This is a genomic window from Leisingera sp. ANG-DT (genome assembly GCF_000813785.1).
In the GTDB taxonomy this organism is placed as follows: Bacteria; Pseudomonadota; Alphaproteobacteria; order Rhodobacterales; family Rhodobacteraceae; genus Leisingera.
Genome location: NZ_JWLE01000005.1, coordinates 197655 through 213273, shown reverse-complemented (window position 1 = coordinate 213273; position 15619 = coordinate 197655). Strand labels below are relative to the sequence as shown.

At 62.8% G+C, this 15619-nt stretch carries 13 protein-coding genes; 12 read left to right on the top strand and 1 reads right to left on the bottom strand.

What is annotated here, in order from left to right; genetic code table 11:
* Positions 1–79: 79 nt before the first annotated feature.
* The 9 genes from RA21_RS06285 to RA21_RS06245 all read left to right on the top strand — a co-directional run bounded on the left by RA21_RS06285 (position 80) and on the right by RA21_RS06245 (position 9453).
* Positions 80–613, top strand: coding sequence for a hypothetical protein (locus RA21_RS06285; RefSeq protein WP_039147383.1), 534 nt, complete (start codon positions 80–82; stop codon positions 611–613).
* A 167-nt stretch (positions 614–780) separates the two neighbouring features.
* The gene (locus RA21_RS06280) at positions 781–1926 is read left to right on the top strand and encodes an amidohydrolase (protein ID WP_039147380.1); all 1146 of its coding nucleotides are present in this window, start codon (positions 781–783) and stop codon (positions 1924–1926) included.
* Between the two features lie 134 nt (positions 1927–2060).
* Positions 2061–3227 (top strand): M24 family metallopeptidase, encoded by a 1167-nt coding sequence (locus RA21_RS06275; RefSeq protein WP_039147793.1) that lies wholly within the window; start codon positions 2061–2063, stop codon positions 3225–3227.
* 13 nt (positions 3228–3240) lie between these two features.
* Complete coding sequence (locus RA21_RS06270) at positions 3241–3996, top strand: maleate cis-trans isomerase family protein (protein ID WP_019297674.1); 756 nt, start codon at positions 3241–3243, stop codon at positions 3994–3996.
* Between the two features lie 143 nt (positions 3997–4139).
* The gene (locus tag RA21_RS06265) at positions 4140–5690 is read left to right on the top strand and encodes an alkaline phosphatase family protein (protein ID WP_039147378.1); all 1551 of its coding nucleotides are present in this window, start codon (positions 4140–4142) and stop codon (positions 5688–5690) included.
* 109 nt (positions 5691–5799) lie between these two features.
* Positions 5800–6702 carry a metal ABC transporter substrate-binding protein gene (locus RA21_RS06260; RefSeq protein WP_039147376.1) on the top strand — a complete coding sequence of 301 codons (903 nt, stop codon included), beginning with the start codon at positions 5800–5802 and terminating at the stop codon, positions 6700–6702.
* 95 nt (positions 6703–6797) lie between these two features.
* Entirely contained in the window at positions 6798–7715 is a 918-nt protein-coding gene (locus tag RA21_RS06255) for a manganese/iron ABC transporter ATP-binding protein (RefSeq protein ID WP_052254210.1), read from the top strand.
* The gene (locus RA21_RS06250; RefSeq protein ID WP_039147373.1) at positions 7715–8593 is read left to right on the top strand and encodes a metal ABC transporter permease; all 879 of its coding nucleotides are present in this window, start codon (positions 7715–7717) and stop codon (positions 8591–8593) included. Before RA21_RS06255 ends, RA21_RS06250 begins: the two co-directional genes overlap by 1 nt.
* Positions 8593–9453: a metal ABC transporter permease gene (locus tag RA21_RS06245; RefSeq protein WP_029204970.1), complete on the top strand. Its 861-nt coding sequence runs from the start codon at positions 8593–8595 to the stop codon at positions 9451–9453. The genes RA21_RS06250 and RA21_RS06245 overlap by 1 nt, the downstream gene beginning before the upstream one ends.
* 1 nt (position 9454) lies before the next feature.
* On the opposite strand, the gene RA21_RS06240 is transcribed toward RA21_RS06245, so the two are convergent.
* Positions 9455–10369 carry a LysR substrate-binding domain-containing protein gene (locus RA21_RS06240; protein ID WP_039147371.1) on the bottom strand — a complete coding sequence of 305 codons (915 nt, stop codon included), beginning with the start codon at positions 10367–10369 and terminating at the stop codon, positions 9455–9457.
* Positions 10370–10462: 93 nt separating this feature from the next.
* Here RA21_RS06240 and RA21_RS06235 point away from each other — a divergent pair, with 93 nt between their 5' ends.
* The 3 genes from RA21_RS06235 to RA21_RS06225 all read left to right on the top strand — a co-directional run bounded on the left by RA21_RS06235 (position 10463) and on the right by RA21_RS06225 (position 15617).
* Entirely contained in the window at positions 10463–11983 is a 1521-nt protein-coding gene (locus RA21_RS06235) for a trimethylamine methyltransferase family protein (protein ID WP_039147367.1), read from the top strand.
* Positions 11984–12135: 152 nt separating this feature from the next.
* Complete coding sequence (locus RA21_RS06230) at positions 12136–14610, top strand: GcvT family protein (protein WP_152610502.1); 2475 nt, start codon at positions 12136–12138, stop codon at positions 14608–14610.
* Positions 14611–14633: 23 nt separating this feature from the next.
* Complete coding sequence (locus RA21_RS06225; RefSeq protein ID WP_039147365.1) at positions 14634–15617, top strand: GlxA family transcriptional regulator; 984 nt, start codon at positions 14634–14636, stop codon at positions 15615–15617.
* The last annotated feature ends 2 nt before the right edge of the window (positions 15618–15619 follow it).

The following is a 15619-nucleotide window of genomic DNA, read 5'->3' as shown; positions in this document are numbered from 1 at the left end:
TACTCACTGATCTGTGCATGGTGCCTTGCGCCAGCGCACAGTAGCCTGTGGCAAGGCGCATCAATCAGGAGGTGACGGCATGATCTGGCTGCGGGCAATTTTGATGGCATCTGTGCTGGCCGCACCCGCGTTTGCGCAGGAAGCGAAGGACGCGCCGGAACCGCCAATGACCTATGAGCGGCTGGGGCGGATACTATTTGCGCTGGATGACCAGGCGCAGCCCGTCGGGCGCGGGTTTCAGCTGAGTATTTCCGGCGTGCCGATGCTGGTGGTCACCGATCCGGCGGCGGACCGGATGCGCGCGATGGTGCCCTTGCGCCCCTCCGAAGGGCTGACAGCGGAAGAACTGATGCGGATGATGCAGGCCAACTTCGACACAGCGCTGGATGCGCGTTATGCAGTGGCCAAGGGACAGCTGTGGGCGGTATTCATTCACCCCCTGTCTCCGCTCAAGAAAGACCAGCTGATTTCCTCGCTGGGACAGACGGTCAACATCGCCCGCACCTATGGAACGCTTTACACCGGCGGGGCGTTGCAGTTTGGCGGCGGCGACAGCCCGGGTATTCAGCGGCAGCTGATCGAGGAATTGCTGGAGAAGGGTGAGGAGATCTGATGCGTTGAAGGGATTCCTCCGGTTGGCGGTTTCCCTGATGTCCCGGATACGTTTTTCGCCGCGAAATGGCGGAACGGGAATGAATTTCGTCACCTGAGAGCTGCATTAATATGCATCAAGTCGTGTGCAGACGCATATTTTCGCCGCACACAGCTTGGAGAGTGCAGATGGCAAGCTTTCAGGACCGACTGACCGCAATGCGCCGGGACTTCCACCGGCACCCGGAGCTTGGCTTTCAGGAGGACCGCACCAAGGCAAAGGTGGCGGAGCAATTGCGCAGCCTCGGTTTGGAAGTGCATGTGGGTGCAGGCGTTGTTGGTCTGTTGCGCGCAGGTACCGGCAACCGCGCCATCGGGCTGCGCGCCGATATGGATGCGCTGCCGATCACTGAAACCTCCGCACACGACTATGTCTCGGAAACGCCAGGCAAGATGCACGCCTGCGGCCATGACGGCCATATGACGATGCTGTTGGGTGCTGCTGAACGGCTGACGCAAGAGCAGGGATTTGACGGCACCGTTGTCTTCATTTTCCAGCCCAACGAGGAACACGGGCTGGGCGCGCAGGCAATGATTGCCGAAGGTGTGCTGGAGCAGTTTCCGATCGAAGAGGTCTATGCCATCCACAATCTGCCGGGCGCGCCGGTAGGGCAGATCTCAACCCGTCCCGGCCAGATCTGCAACAGCGAAAGCTTGTTTGAAATCTCGATCAAAGGTCAGGGCGGTCATGCCTCGATGCCGCAGGCGGGGGTGGATGCTATCACGGTCGGCGCCGAAATGGTGCTGGCGCTCCAAACCATCGTGGCGCGCAAGCTGGCACCTGGCTCCGGCGCGGTGGTGTCAGTGACCGAATTCCTGACCGACGGCCAGCGCAACGTGCTGCCGGGCCATACGGTGCTCAAGGGCGACGTGCGCGCCCGGGTGCCCGAAGACCGCGAGGCGGTGGAGCGCTTCATGCGCCAGATCGCCGCCGGTGTCGCCGCCACCCACGGGGTGGAAGCAGAGGTGAGCTTCAACACCGAATTTGTCGAGACCATCAATGCGGCAGAACCTGCTGAGGCCGCCAGCCGGGCAGGTGAAGCCGCAGGCTGCGAGGTGATCCGCAACCGCCCGCCGATGAGCTTCTCCGAGGATTTTGCCCATTTCACAGCCGCCGTGCCGGGCTGCTTCCTGCTTTTGGGCAACGGAGAAGAGGGGCCGCACGGCCAGCCGCTGCATTCGGCGGATTATGATTTCAACGATGCTTTGCTGCCCATCGGCGCGGAATACTGGGTGCAGCTGGTGCGTGACCGGCTGCCTTCCGTAAACGGCTGACCTCGTTTGACGAGCCTGCTGCCGCAGATGAAAATAACCATGGGGGCCGCCCAAAGGCGCCCCAGCACAGCCGCCTGGTTCCGGGACAGTCTCCGGCCCGGAGGCCATTGCCGCGACCGTGAAAGGAAATGACCATGTCCAAGGCTCCCGCTCGCGGTTTTCCGGAGTCTGAATTTGCCGCCCGCACGGAAAAGGCCCAGGCGCTGATGGCAGCGCAGGGGCTGGACGGGCTGCTGCTGCTGACCGAACCGGAGGTGCGCTATTTCAGCGGCTTCCACACGCTGTTCTGGCAAAGCCCGACCCGGCCCTGGTTCCTGTTTGTACCGCCTGCAGGCAAACCCATTGCCATCATTCCGGAGATCGGCGCCGACCTGATGCGCCGCACCTGGATCAAGGACATCCGCACCTGGAGCGCACCTGCACCGCAGGATGACGGCATCAGCCTGCTGACCGAACTGCTGTCGCCCATTGCCGGACGCGGCGGTTCTATCGGCCTGATGAAAGGGCACGAGACTTCGCTCAGAATGCCGCTCGGCGATTACGAACGCCTGATGGCGGGGTTACCGGGGCTGAAGGTGGCCGATGCCACCCCGCTGGTGCGTGGCCTGCGGATGGTGAAATCCGCCGCCGAGATTGAAAAGCTGCGCCACATCTGCGGCATTGGCTCGCGCACCTTTGCGCAGGTGCCGCAGATTGCCCATGAGGGCCTGCCGTTTGAGGATTTGTTCCGCGCCTTCCGGCGCGAGGCGCTGGCGCAGGGGGCAGACGACGTGCCCTATCTGGTTGGCGGAGCAGATCAGGGCGGTTACAGCGACGTGATCTCGCCGCCGACCAGCCGTCCTCTGCAGGCGGGCGACATCGTGATGCTGGACACCGGATCGACCTGGGACGGGTACTTCTGCGACTTCGACCGCAACTTTGCCATTGGCCGTGCCGACGACCTGTCGCGCCGCGCCCATGATGTGCTGTGGCGCGCGACAGAGGCCGGCATTGCCGCCGCCAAACCCGGTGCCACCTGCCGTGACCTGTTCCAGGCGATGCAGTCGGTGATTGCGGAAATGGACGATCAGGGGGGGGACGTTGGGCGGCTTGGCCACGGGCTGGGCATGCAGCTGACCGAATGGCCCTCGCACGCGGCCTTTGACGAGACGGTGCTTGAGGAAAACATGGTGCTGACGCTGGAGCCCTCGCTGGGCTATGGCGCAGGCCGCATCATGGTGCACGAAGAAAACATCGTGGTGCGGGCCAGTGGCGCAGAGCTGCTGACAGAGCGCGCCGCCCCGGAACTGCCGGTGATCTGAGGAAGCTAAAGTCATGAAGCTCGCTTATGAAACGGACCAAGGCATCGGCACCCGCGCTACTCTGGGTGTAATTGTGCTCGAAACCGACGAGACGCTGGAACCGGAATTCTCCCGGATGATGGCACAGCCAGGCGTCGCGCTCTATCACAGCCGCATCCCGATGGTGCCTGAGGTGCGCCCTGAAACACTGGCGCAGATGCAGGCGGACCTGCCGGCCTCGGCCCGGCTGTTTCCCTCTGCTCCAGGCTTCGATGTCATCGGCTATGGCTGCACTTCGGCTTCGACCGTGATCGGCTCCGCCAAGGTGGCCGAGGCGGTGCAGACTGTTCTGCCAAACGCCAAGGTGACCGACCCGCTAGCCGCCATCATTGCGGCGGGCAAGGCGCTGGGCGCTGCCAGGTTTGGATTTGTGACACCCTACCTGCCAGAGGTTTCGGCGCAGATGCGCGCCAAGCTGGAAGCGGCGGGGTTTGAGATTGCAGGCTTCGGCTCGTTTGAGCAGATGGATGACCGGGTGGTGGCCCGGATCTCTGAGTCGGCCATTGCAGAGGCGGCAAAGCAAGTCGCCAATCAGGGAGACTGCGATGCCATCGTGATCTCTTGCACCAACCTGCGCTGCCTGCGGATCATTCCCGCAATCGAGGCGCAGACAGGGGTGCCGGTGATCTCCAGCAACCAGGCGCTGGGATGGCACATGCTGCGGCTTGCGGGCGTAACAGATCCGCAACCGCAGTTCGGTAAGCTGTTTACTCTGCCGCTTGCGGACTGACCGCTAAAATTGTCCGGGAATTGCCAGCTGGCAACCTGCGGCAGGCTGCCCCACGGGATCGGCACAGTCTGCGCTTGTAATCCAGGCGCAGACTGCCACAGATTGTCTCCGGAAACCTGACTTGTTCCAGCGAGGAAGCCCGGATGCCTGCCGCACGCCCCGAAAACCGGAATGTCCTGTTCATCATCATTGACCAGCTGCGCGCGGACTGCCTGTCGGGCGCGCTGGCGGAGCATGTAGACCTGCCGAACATCCGCGCCTTTATGCAGGAGGCGGTATCCTTCAACCGGCATTTTTCGGTAACCAACCCTTGCGGGCCGTCGCGCGCATCGATCCTGACCGGGCAGTACGCCATGAACCACCGCTCGGTCCGCAATGGCACGCCCCTGCGCCACGACACGCCGAACATCGCCACCGAGATGCGCAAGGCTGGCTACCTGCCGATGCTGTTCGGCTATACCGACACCTCGCAGGACCCCCGCGCCTTTGACGCCAACGATCCGGCGCTTCGGACCTACGAATTCCCGATGAACGGCTTCCATGAAGTGACCGAGATGCGGCTGGAGATGTCCTACCCGTGGCAGTCGCATCTGATGAGCCGCGGCTATGAGTTCGAGGACTACTGGGATGTCTACAAACCGGTCTCACCCGAGGGCGGCGCGCCCAGGCTGAATGATCCGGCGCTTTATGCGGCAGAGGACAGCGATACTGCATTCCTCACAAACTCATTCCTGAATACGATGCCGGCCCACGGCAAGGACAGCTGGTTTGCGCATCTGACCTACATCCGACCGCATCCGCCATTGGTGGCGCCGGCGCCCTATAACAGCATGTACGACCCGGCCAGCCTGCCCTTGCCGCAGCGGCTGGCAGAGCCGGAAGAGGAAAGCGCGCAGCACCCCTTCTTTGGCCCGTTGCTCCGGAAAAGCACTGCCGCCAGTTTTGTCGAGGGCTTTCCGGACCTGGAGCCGACGGATGAGAACATCCAAACCCTTCGCGCGGTTTATCTGGGCCTGGCAACAGAAGTGGATCACCATGTCGGGCGGGTGATCCGGTTCCTGAAGGACAGCGGGCAGTACGGCAACACCATGGTGGTGCTGACTGCTGACCATGGCGAGATGCTGGGCGACCGGCACTCCTGGGGCAAGATGACGGTCTATGACGCCGCCTATCACACGCCGCTGATCATCCGGATGCCGGGTAACGAGGAACGCGCAGGCGCCAGCCTCAATTACATTACCGAGTCAATCGACGTGACGCCGACCATCCTGGAATGGGTAGGGCAGGAGGTGCCCAATTCCATGGACGGACGGTCTCTGCTGCCGCTCCTGCGCGGGGAGGCACCGCAGGACTGGCGGCAGTATTCCTTCTCGGAGCTGGATTTCTCGGACCCGCTTGAGCCGACCCTGTGGCAGCAGGAGCTCGGCACCACCGCCAGCGACTCCTGCCTGGGAATCCTGCGGGATGAGCGGTTCACGCTGGTCGAGTTCGCCGCCGACCTGCCGCCGATGCTGTTTGACAGCCAAGGGCGCGGGGAGCTGGAGAATGTGGCCGGGCAGGCGGCGTATGCAGGTGACCTTAACCGGCTGACCCGGCTCATGCTGCGGCACCGGATGAAAAATATGGATCATACGCTGTCGCTGACAGCCATCACGGGTGACGGCCCCCGCAGCAGGCTCCGGTATCCACAGTAAGCCGTCAGGCAAGAGTGTCTCGCTTTTGCAAATCATTCTCAATTTCATTGACAGTTGAGAATGATTTGCAATAACAGTACGTCAATTGTGCCTTCAAAGGGAGAATCGGATGTTTCCGAAGTTGCTGAAGACCGTATCCGCTGCCGCCGTTGCAGCCGTTGCTGCCAGCGCGGCAATGGCAGACGACAAGATGAAGGTGGTCACCACCTTCACCGTTCTGGCCGACATGGCCGCCAATGTGGCGGGTGACGCGGCTGAAGTCGTCTCGGTCACCAAACCCGGGGCTGAGATCCACGGCTACGAGCCGACCCCGCGCGACATTGTCCGGGCGTCCGACGCTGACCTGATCCTGTGGAACGGCATGAACCTGGAGCTGTGGTTCGAGCAGTTCCTGTCGAACCTCGATGATGTGCCCTCCGTCACCCTGACCGACGGCATCGACCCGATCCCGATCGCGGCCGGCTCCTATGAGGGAAAGCCCAACCCGCACGCCTGGATGGGCCTGGATAACGCGCTGATTTACATCGACAACATCGTCGAGGCCTTTGCCGAACACGATCCGGAAAACGCCGCCGTCTATGTCAAGAACGCTGGCGAATACAAAGACAAGCTGCGCGCCACCATCGAGCCGCTGCGCCGTTCCATCGCGGAGATTCCCGAGGACAAGCGCTGGCTGGTGACCTGCGAGGGTGCCTTCAGCTACCTGGCACGCGATTTCGGAATGAAGGAGCTGTACCTGTGGCCGATGAACGCCGATCAGGTCGGCACCCCGCAGCAGGTGCGCGGCGTGATTGATGGCGTGCGCGCCAATGACATTCCGGTGGTGTTCTGCGAAAGCACCGTGAATACCGCGCCGGCTGAACAGGTCGCCCGCGAAACCGGCGTGGCTTATGGCGGCGAACTCTATGTCGACTCGCTCAGCGAGGCGGACGGCCCGGTGCCGACCTATCTGGATCTGCTCAAGGTCACATCGGAAACCGTTGCTCGCGGTTTGACAGAGGTTACCAACTAAGACCGCATTTCAAACCCGGACGCCCCGCAGCAGATGTTGCGGGGCGTTTCATTTCACAAAACACATTTTCTGTGTGTAACTCAGCAGGACAGCCCATGCTTGATGCCAGCGAGACCCGCACCATGAACACCAGCGCCGCGCTTCTGGATGGCGGCATAGCCGCCAGCAACGTCACGGTCACCTACCGCAACGGCCATACCGCGCTGTGGGATGCCAGCTTTGCCATTCCCCGCGGCACGGTGACGGCGCTGGTCGGGGTGAACGGGGCCGGAAAATCGACCCTGTTCAAGGCGATCATGGGGTTTGTTCCGGCCGCACAAGGCGAAATCCGCATCCTTGGCATGACGGTCAAGGACGCGCTGCGCAAGAATCTGGTCGCCTATGTCCCGCAGTCGGAGGAGGTCGACTGGGCCTTCCCGGTTCTGGTCGAGGATGTGGTAATGATGGGCCGCTACGGCCACATGGGCTTTCTGCGCCGTCCCAAGGCGGCCGATCACGAAGCTGTCGATCAGGCACTGCGCCGGGTCAACATGCAAGACTTCCGCCACCGCCAGATCGGCGAGCTGTCTGGCGGCCAGCGCAAGCGGGTGTTTCTGGCCCGCGCCCTGGCCCAAGACGGGCAGGTGATCCTGCTGGACGAGCCCTTTACCGGCGTGGACGTGAAGACAGAGGAACAGATCATCGCCCTGTTGCGTGAATTGCGGGACGAAGGCCGGGTGATGCTGGTTTCCACACACAACCTCGGCAGCGTGCCGGAGTTCTGCGACCGAACCGTGCTGGTGAAAGGGACTGTGCTTGGGTATGGCCCGACCGAGACCACCTTCACCCGCGAAAACCTGGAACACGCCTTCGGCGGCGTGCTGCGCCATTTCACCCTGGGCGGCGAAGCGCTGCATGACGATGGCGACACCCGCCAGGTGACCATCCTGACCGACGACGAACGCCCCTTTGTCCAGTACGGCGAAAAAACCCAGACCAGCGAAGGCAGCGGCGAGGGCGGAGGGCAGCAGTGATGGAATACCTGCTGGAGCCGTTCACTTATGGCTATATGACCAATGCAATGTGGGTTTCCGCGCTGGTGGGCGGCGTCTGCGCTTTCCTGTCCGCCTATCTGATGCTCAAGGGCTGGTCGCTGATCGGCGATGCGCTCTCGCACTCGGTGGTCCCCGGCGTGGCCGGCGCCTACATCCTCGGCCTGCCCTTTGCGCTGGGCGCTTTCATCGCGGGCGGTCTGGCTGCCGGTGCAATGCTGTTTCTGTCGGAACGCTCCGGCCTCAAGGTCGATGTGATCATCGGCCTGATCTTCACATCCTTTTTCGGGCTTGGCCTGTTCATCGTCTCAATCAGCCCGATGTCTGTCTCTGTGCAGACCATTACCATGGGCAACATCCTAGCGATCACGCCGGAGGATACGCTGCAGCTGGCGATCATCGGCTTTGTCTCGCTGGCGGTGCTGCTGGCCAAGTGGAAGGATCTGATGGTCACCTTCTTTGACGAAAACCATGCCCGCACCATCGGCCTGCGCCCCGGCCTGCTCAAGGCGGTGTTCTTCGTGCTGCTATCGGCCTCCGTGGTGGCGGCAATGCAGACCGTTGGCGCGTTCCTGGTGATCGCCATGGTGGTGACGCCGGGCGCGACCGCCTACCTGCTGTGCGACCGCTTCCCGCGGCTGATCCTGGTCTCGGTGCTTATCGGTGCCCTCACCAGCTTCTTCGGCGCCTATGCCAGCTACTTTTTGGACGGGGCCACCGGCGGCATCATCGTGACGCTGCAAACCGTGATCTTCCTTGTGGTCTTTGTCTTCGCCCCGAAACACGGGCTGCTGGCGGCCAAGCGCAAGGCGCGCGAGGCGCTGAAGCGCGGCCCGGCTGCACAAGGGGGAGTTGCGTGATGGACCTCGATACGCTGCTGATGCCGTTCCAGTTCGCGTTCATGCAGAACGCTTTCCTGATCTCGCTGATCGTCTCGGTCCCCACCGCGCTCCTGTCCTGTTTTCTGGTGATGAAGGGCTGGGCGCTGATGGGGGATGCCGTCAGCCATGCAGTGCTGCCCGGCATCGTGCTGGCCTATATCGTTGGTTTGCCGCTGATTATCGGAGCCTTTGCGGCCGGTATGCTCTGTGCTGTCGCCACGGGGTTTCTGTCCGGCAACAGCCGGGTCAAGCAGGACACCGTGATGGGGGTGGTGTTTTCCGGCATGTTCGGGCTGGGCATCGTGCTCTATGTCTCGGTTGAAACCAATGCGCACCTCGACCACATCCTGTTCGGCAATATGCTGGGGGTGGAACCGGATGAGCTTTGGACAGCTGGCATCATCTCTCTGGTGGTTGGTGCCGCGCTGGTCCTGAAATGGAAAGACCTGCTGTTGCACAGTTTCGATCCGGCACAGGCGCAGGCCTCCGGTCTGCCGGTCACGGTGCTGCACTACGGGCTGCTGGCAGCCCTGTCGCTGACCATCGTGGCGACGCTGTCGGCTGCTGGTCTGATCCTGGCCATCGGCCTGCTGATTGCACCCGGTGCCATTGCCTTCCTGGTGGTGCGCAAGTTCAGCACCATGCTGTGGGTTTCAGTTCTGGTCTGCATGATCTCGATGCTGGCGGGCACCTATGCCAGCTTCTTCCTCGACAGCGCGCCTGCGCCGACCATCGTGCTGATCCTGAGCGCGCTGTTTGTGCTGGCCTTTGTGCGCCGCCTTTACCTGACCCGCAAGACCTCGAAGCAGCGGGCCAGGGAAGCCACGGGAGCCGCGTGAGTCACGCGGTTCCGGGTTTTGCCATATCCAGGAGCCACTGCCGCACCAGTTCTGCGTTAGGAACCAAGTCCTGCGTCTTGGACCACACCAGATAGAACCCTGACCCGGTGGTCCAGGACCACTCCTTGCGTGCCGCCAGAAGCCCCTGTTTGATCAGCGGTTCGGTCACATGCTGCCAGCCGAATGCAAAACCTTCGCCGGCAATCGCCGCCTGAAGCACCAGCGCATAATCGTTGAGGCGCAGCCCCGCGGCGGGCAGCTGGCCTGTGACCCCGAAATGGGCAAACCATTGCTGCCATCTAGGGCGCTCCCGGATCGGTTCCTCCAGATGTATCAGCCGCTCATGCAGCAGGTTCGGCACTGTTGCCAGGTTGACCGCCGAGGCCATCACCCGCGGGCTGGCCACCGGAAAGATCACCTCAGGTGCGATCAGAGCTGAATGGCAGTCCGGCCAATTGCCGTCACCGCGGCGCACCGCCAGCGAGATGCCTTCGGTATTGATATCGGGTTCCCGGTCGGAGCTTTGCAAACGCAGGTCGATATCAGGGTACGCCTCATGCAGCTGGGCCAGTCTTGGCATCACCCAGTAGTATGCAAAGGCGGAGGAGCAATTGAGCGTCACATGGTCATTGCGCCCGAACTGCCGCACCGCCTTGGCGGAGGACAGGATGTCCTCCAGCGCTTTGGAGACATCGGTGTAAAGCCTCATCCCCGCCCCGGTCAGCTCCACCTTCCGGTGCCCGCGGCGGAATAAAATAACGCCCAACGACGCTTCCAGCTGCTTGATCGCCGCACTGACGGCAGGCTGCTGCACGTTCAATTCCTCCGACGCCCGCGTAAAAGAGCCATGCCTGGCGGCGGCTTCGAAGACGATCAGGTGGCGGGGGCTGGTGAGGAGTTTCCAGAGTTCTTGCATAACTGTGTGTTATCCAAATCATCAGAATTTTCAACCGTCACAACATCTGCGCCGGGTCTTATTGTGCCACAACGCCTGAAGATGGAGAGCCCCATGGCCCGACGCGCCCGCGCATCCCGTGACAGAAACACTGCCCCCGCCGGCGCTCCGGCTTCGCCCTGGATTCAGCGTTCGCTGCCGTTCTTTGACGCGCTGGACGAGGAAAAGCTGGTCAAGCTGGAAGCCCAGGTCGACTGGATTTTCGAGGAGGTCGGCATCGCCTTCCGCGACGATCCGGAGGCGCTGCGGATCTGGAAAGAGGCCGGGGCAAAGATCGACGGTGACACGATCCGCGCCGATGCGCAGTGGATCCGGTCGCTTTGCGCCAAGGCGCCGCGGGAGTTCACCCAGCTGGCCCGCAACCCGGCGCGCTCTGTCACCATTGGTGGCAGCAACCAGGTGTTTGCCCCGATCTATGGTGCGCCGTTTGTGCGCGATCTGGAGGGCGGGCGGCGCTATGGCGACATGGCCGCGTTCGAGAAACTGGTGAAGCTCACCTACATGCATCCGAACCTGCATCACGGCGGGTTTGTGATCTGCGAGCCCTGTGATGTGCCGGTCTCCAAGCGCCATTTCGACATGCTGTTTGCTCATATGACGCTGAGCGATAAACCGCATCTGGGCGCCATCACCGAGATGAGCCGGGCGCAGGACAGTGTGGACATGGCGGAGATTGTCTTTGGCAAGGACGTCATGGACGAAAACTGCGTGATCATGGGCAATGTGAACACCAATTCGCCGCTGCTGGTGGACAAGGTGGTGACAGAGGCAATCAGAGTCTATTGCGGGCGGAATCAGGGAATTGTGGTTGTTCCCTTTATCCTCTCGGGTGCCATGGGGCCGGTCTCTACCGCCGCCTCGGTTGCGCAGGCGATGGCTGAGGCGATGATGTGCTGCGCCTTTGCCCAGATCGTCCGTCCCGGTGCGCCGTTTGTGCTGGGCAACTTCCTGTCGTCGATGTCGCTGAAGTCCGGTGCACCGACATTCGGGATGCCGGAGCCGGTGATTTCCAACTACGCCATCGGCCAGCTTGCCCGCCGGGCCGGGTTGCCCTTGCGCTGCGGAGGATCGCTGACCGCGTCCAAGATCGAGGATGCGCAGGCGGCCTATGAAAGTGCCGACTCGATGCATTCCACCATGCTGGCAGGCGCCAATTATGTGCTGCATTCGGCGGGCTGGCTGGAAGGCGGCCTGTGCACCGGGTTCGAGAAACTGATCATGGATGCGGACCGGCTGGGCTCCTACCAGAAAGTGCTGAGCCAGGGGCTGGATACCAGCGATGAGGCGATGGCGCGCGATGCCTATGGCGAGGTTGCGCCGGGCGGGCATTTCTTGGGCTCCGGCCATACCATGCGCAACTACCAGACCGCGTTTTATGAGCCGAAGCTGAGCGACAGCGAGAATGTCGAGAGCTGGGAAGAGGGCGGGTCCAAGGACATGCGCCAGCGCGCCTATGAACGCTGGAACCAGATGCTGGATGAATATCAGGCGCCGCCGATGGATGAGGCGGTGAAAGAGGAACTGGCCGCCTATGTCGCCCGCCGCAAGGAGGAGATCCCGGATGCGTGGTACTGAGTTAAGAAACTCTTCACCCATTTCCACAGCTTATGCAGGAAATGCCGGATTGCCCCGGCACCCCCTGTGCACCCCCCGTACACCACTTGTGCACCCCCTGGGTGCCACTTGCCGCAATTCCCGCGCTTTGCCCCAGATCTGAGGACAAATCCATGTCAGACAATTTTGCCCAATCGACGCTCAACATCCACAAAGAGGAGAGCACCGGCGACAAGAAGCTGCCGAGCCACGCCAAGGCGGTGATCATCGGCGGCGGTGTGGTTGGCTGCTCGATCCTGTTCCACCTGGCCAAGTTCGGCTGGAAGGACGTGGTGCTGCTGGAACGGGATGAGCTGACCTCCGGCTCCTCCTGGCACGCGGCAGGGCAGATCCACACGATTTCGTCGGACCCGAACATCTCGCGCCTGCAGAGCTATACCATCGACCTCTATAAGGAGATCGAGGAGACCTCGGGCCACTCGGTGGGTCTGCACATCACTGGTGGGTTCTATCTGGCGTCGAACAAGACCTGGTATGACTATCTGAAGCGGGAACGCTCCAAGGCACGTTACATGGGGCTGAACCAGGAATTCATCAGCCCCAAGGAAGTGGCGGAACGCCACCCGCTGATTGATCCGAAGCATTACCACGCGGCGCTGTGGGATGATCAGGACGGCGATCTGGACCCGTCGGGTGCGACCTATGCCTTTGCCAAATCCGCCCGCGTGCATGGCGCGCAGTATTTCACCCATACGCCGGTAACCGGTACCACCCAGCGCCCCGACGGCAGCTGGGACGTGGTGACCCCGCGCGGGGTCATCAACGCCGAGCATATCGTGAACTGCGGCGGCCTTTGGGCGCGGGAGGTCGGCCATATGCAGGGCGTCAACCTGCCGGTGCAGCCGATGGAGCACCACTACCTGATCACCGACAAGATCGACGCGGTCGCCAACCACCCGACCCGCCTGCCGGCCGGGATCGACTATGAGGCGAACATCTATTTCCGCCAGGAACGGCAGGGGATGCTCTTGGGCACCTATGAGCCGAAGGGCACGCCCTGGAAGGTGGATGGCACGCCCTGGGATTTCGGGCATGAGCTGCTGCAGCCCGATCTGGACCGCATTGCCGACCGTCTGGAGATGTCGTTTGAGCGTATCCCGGCCATCGGCGAGGCGGGCATCAAGGATATGATCAACGGGCCCTTCACCTTCGGCCCCGACGGCAACCCGATGATCGGCCCGGTTCCGGGCATGAAGAACTACTGGTGCGCCGTCGGCGTCATGGCGGGCTTCTGCCAGGGCGGCGGTGTGGGCCTGACCATGGCGGAGTGGATGATCGACGGCGAGCCGTCCATCGACGTCTGGGCGATGGATGTGGCGCGGTTCGGCGAGTTTGCGACCCCCGACTGGGGCACTGTGAAGTCGACCGAGAACTATGAGCGCCGGTTTGTAATGACTTTCCCGAACGAGACCCTGCCGAAGGGGCGGATGCAGAAAACGACTGCTCTCTATGACCGGCTGGTCGCCAAGGGCGCGCGGATGGGCCAGGGCTTTGGCCTGGAGAACGCGCTGTGGTTTGCCGACGGGCCGGAGGACGCCCATGAAGAGCCGACGTTTGAGCGCAACCGCAGCCACGATTATGTGGCGCGCGAGGTCAAGGCGGTGCGCGAGGCTGTGGGCGGCATCGAGGTTGCCAACTTTGCCAAGCATGAGTTCAAGGGCGCGGGCGCGCGCGCCTATCTGGACCGGGTGCTGGCCGGTTATGTGCCGAAACCGGGCCGTCTGACGCTGACGCCGATGCTGACGCCGAAGGGCAAGCTTTATGGCGATCTGACCGTGGCCTGCCTGGGGGAGGATCACTTCATGCTGTTCGGCTCCGGCGCGATGCAGGAGGCGCACCGCCGCTGGTTCGAGAAGGACCTGCCCGCGGATGTGTCGTACCAGAACGTCTCCGACGACTGGCACGGGATTGCCCTGTCGGGGCCGAAGTCGCGGGAACTGCTGCAGCGGATCACCCGCGAGGATGTATCGGGCGAGGCGTTCAAGTTCCGCGACCTGCGCCAGACCTTCGTGGGCGGCGTGCCGGTGATCCTGAACCGGATCAGCTTCTCGGGTGAGCTGGGATACGAGATCTACTGCAAGCCGCAGTATCTGCTGCGCCTGGCGGAGGCGATCGAGGAGGCGGGCGCCGATCTGGGCTACCGCTGGTACGGGGCGCGGGCGCTGATGTCGATGCGGCTGGAAAAGGGCTGGGGTGTGTGGACGCTGGACTTCCGCCCGGATTTCGATGCGGCGGAGAGCGGCATGGATGTCTTCATCAACTGGAAGAAGGATTTCGTCGGCAAGGAGGCCGCGCTGAAGGCCCGCGAGGCCGGTCCGAGCCGCAAGCTGGTCACCATGACCATCGACGTGGATGGCATTGATGTCTCCAACGACGAAGCGATCCTGAAGGACGGCGAGGCCGTTGGCTACATCTCCTCCGGCGGCTATGCGCATCACGCAAAGACGTCGATGGCGATGGGCTATGTTTCGGCGGAGCACGCCGCGGCCGGCACCGGGCTGCAGGTGGAGATCCTGGGCGAGATGTATGACGCCGAGGTTCTGGGCGCGCCGATCTATGACGCCAACGGCGCCAATATGCGCGCCTGATCCGGGACGGGGGAGCGGAAGCCATGACCAAACCCATGCGGACGCTCCCCGAAGCGGCTGAGGCCGTGCCGGCCTGCCGCTGCATCTTCCTGCTGCTACCGACCTTTTCGCCGCTGGATCTGTCCAGCGCGGTGGCGGCGCTGGAGGCTGCGAATACACATGGCGGGACTGCGCGCTATGACTGGCGCGTGGTCAGCGAGGACGGGCAGGCGGTCACCGCCCCGAACGGGCTGGGTGTGGCCGTCGATGGCGGCCTGCCGGAATTGGCGCGCGGCAGCATGGTGTTTGTCTGCGGCGGCCAGGGGGTGGAGCCGGGGATCTCGCTGAAGGTGCTGGGCTGGCTTCGGAAGGCGCAGCGGATGGGGCTGCCCATGGCGGCGCTGGGCGGAGGCATCATGGCGCTGGCACGGGCCGGTCTGCTGGCTGGGCGTCAGGCCTCAGCCCATTGGGCGCAGCGCGCGACGCTGGCTGAGATGCACCCGGACGTGGAAGTGAAAAACTCGCTTTTCACCATCGACGGCAAACTGATCACCTGCGCCGGCGGCACAGCCACGGTCGACATGATGCTGAACCTGATTTCGGATCATCACGGGGCTGATGCGGCGACCGCGGCGGCGGATCTGATGGTTTGTTCCTCGGCCCGCAAGGGCAGTCAAGACCAGACGGTTTCCGAATTCGGGCGCGCAGGCGTTCGGCACGAAAAACTGGCCGCGGCGCTGGGGCTGATGCGCAGCAACCTGGAAGAGCCGCTAACCCCCGGCGGCATTGCTGATCTGGTCGGCCTGTCGGTACGTCAGTTGGAGCGGCTGTTTTCCAAGTATCTGCAGACCACGCCCAAGGTCTACTACACCAAGCTGCGGCTGGACTATGCGCGCAGCCTGCTGCTGCAGACCAACATGCGGATAATCGACGTGGCGCTGGCGGCGGGCTTTAACAGCCAGACCCATTTCGCCAAGGTCTACCGCCGTTACTTTGGTAAATCACCGCATCAGGAGCGGCCGTTCTGAGG

Bases quoted from the DNA above. Each gene is read 5' to 3' on its own strand.
- RA21_RS06285 (WP_039147383.1), top strand. From the start codon at position 80: ATGATCTGGCTGCGGGCAATTTTGATGGCATCTGTGCTGGCCGCACCC.
- RA21_RS06280 (WP_039147380.1), top strand. From the start codon at position 781: ATGGCAAGCTTTCAGGACCGACTGACCGCAATGCGCCGGGACTTCCAC.
- RA21_RS06275 (WP_039147793.1), top strand. From the start codon at position 2,061: ATGTCCAAGGCTCCCGCTCGCGGTTTTCCGGAGTCTGAATTTGCCGCC.
- RA21_RS06270 (WP_019297674.1), top strand. From the start codon at position 3,241: ATGAAGCTCGCTTATGAAACGGACCAAGGCATCGGCACCCGCGCTACT.
- RA21_RS06265 (WP_039147378.1), top strand. From the start codon at position 4,140: ATGCCTGCCGCACGCCCCGAAAACCGGAATGTCCTGTTCATCATCATT.
- RA21_RS06260 (WP_039147376.1), top strand. From the start codon at position 5,800: ATGTTTCCGAAGTTGCTGAAGACCGTATCCGCTGCCGCCGTTGCAGCC.
- RA21_RS06255 (WP_052254210.1), top strand. From the start codon at position 6,798: ATGCTTGATGCCAGCGAGACCCGCACCATGAACACCAGCGCCGCGCTT.
- RA21_RS06250 (WP_039147373.1), top strand. From the start codon at position 7,715: ATGGAATACCTGCTGGAGCCGTTCACTTATGGCTATATGACCAATGCA.
- RA21_RS06245 (WP_029204970.1), top strand. From the start codon at position 8,593: ATGGACCTCGATACGCTGCTGATGCCGTTCCAGTTCGCGTTCATGCAG.
- RA21_RS06240 (WP_039147371.1), bottom strand. From the start codon at position 10,369: ATGCAAGAACTCTGGAAACTCCTCACCAGCCCCCGCCACCTGATCGTC.
- RA21_RS06235 (WP_039147367.1), top strand. From the start codon at position 10,463: ATGGCCCGACGCGCCCGCGCATCCCGTGACAGAAACACTGCCCCCGCC.
- RA21_RS06230 (WP_152610502.1), top strand. From the start codon at position 12,136: ATGTCAGACAATTTTGCCCAATCGACGCTCAACATCCACAAAGAGGAG.
- RA21_RS06225 (WP_039147365.1), top strand. From the start codon at position 14,634: ATGACCAAACCCATGCGGACGCTCCCCGAAGCGGCTGAGGCCGTGCCG.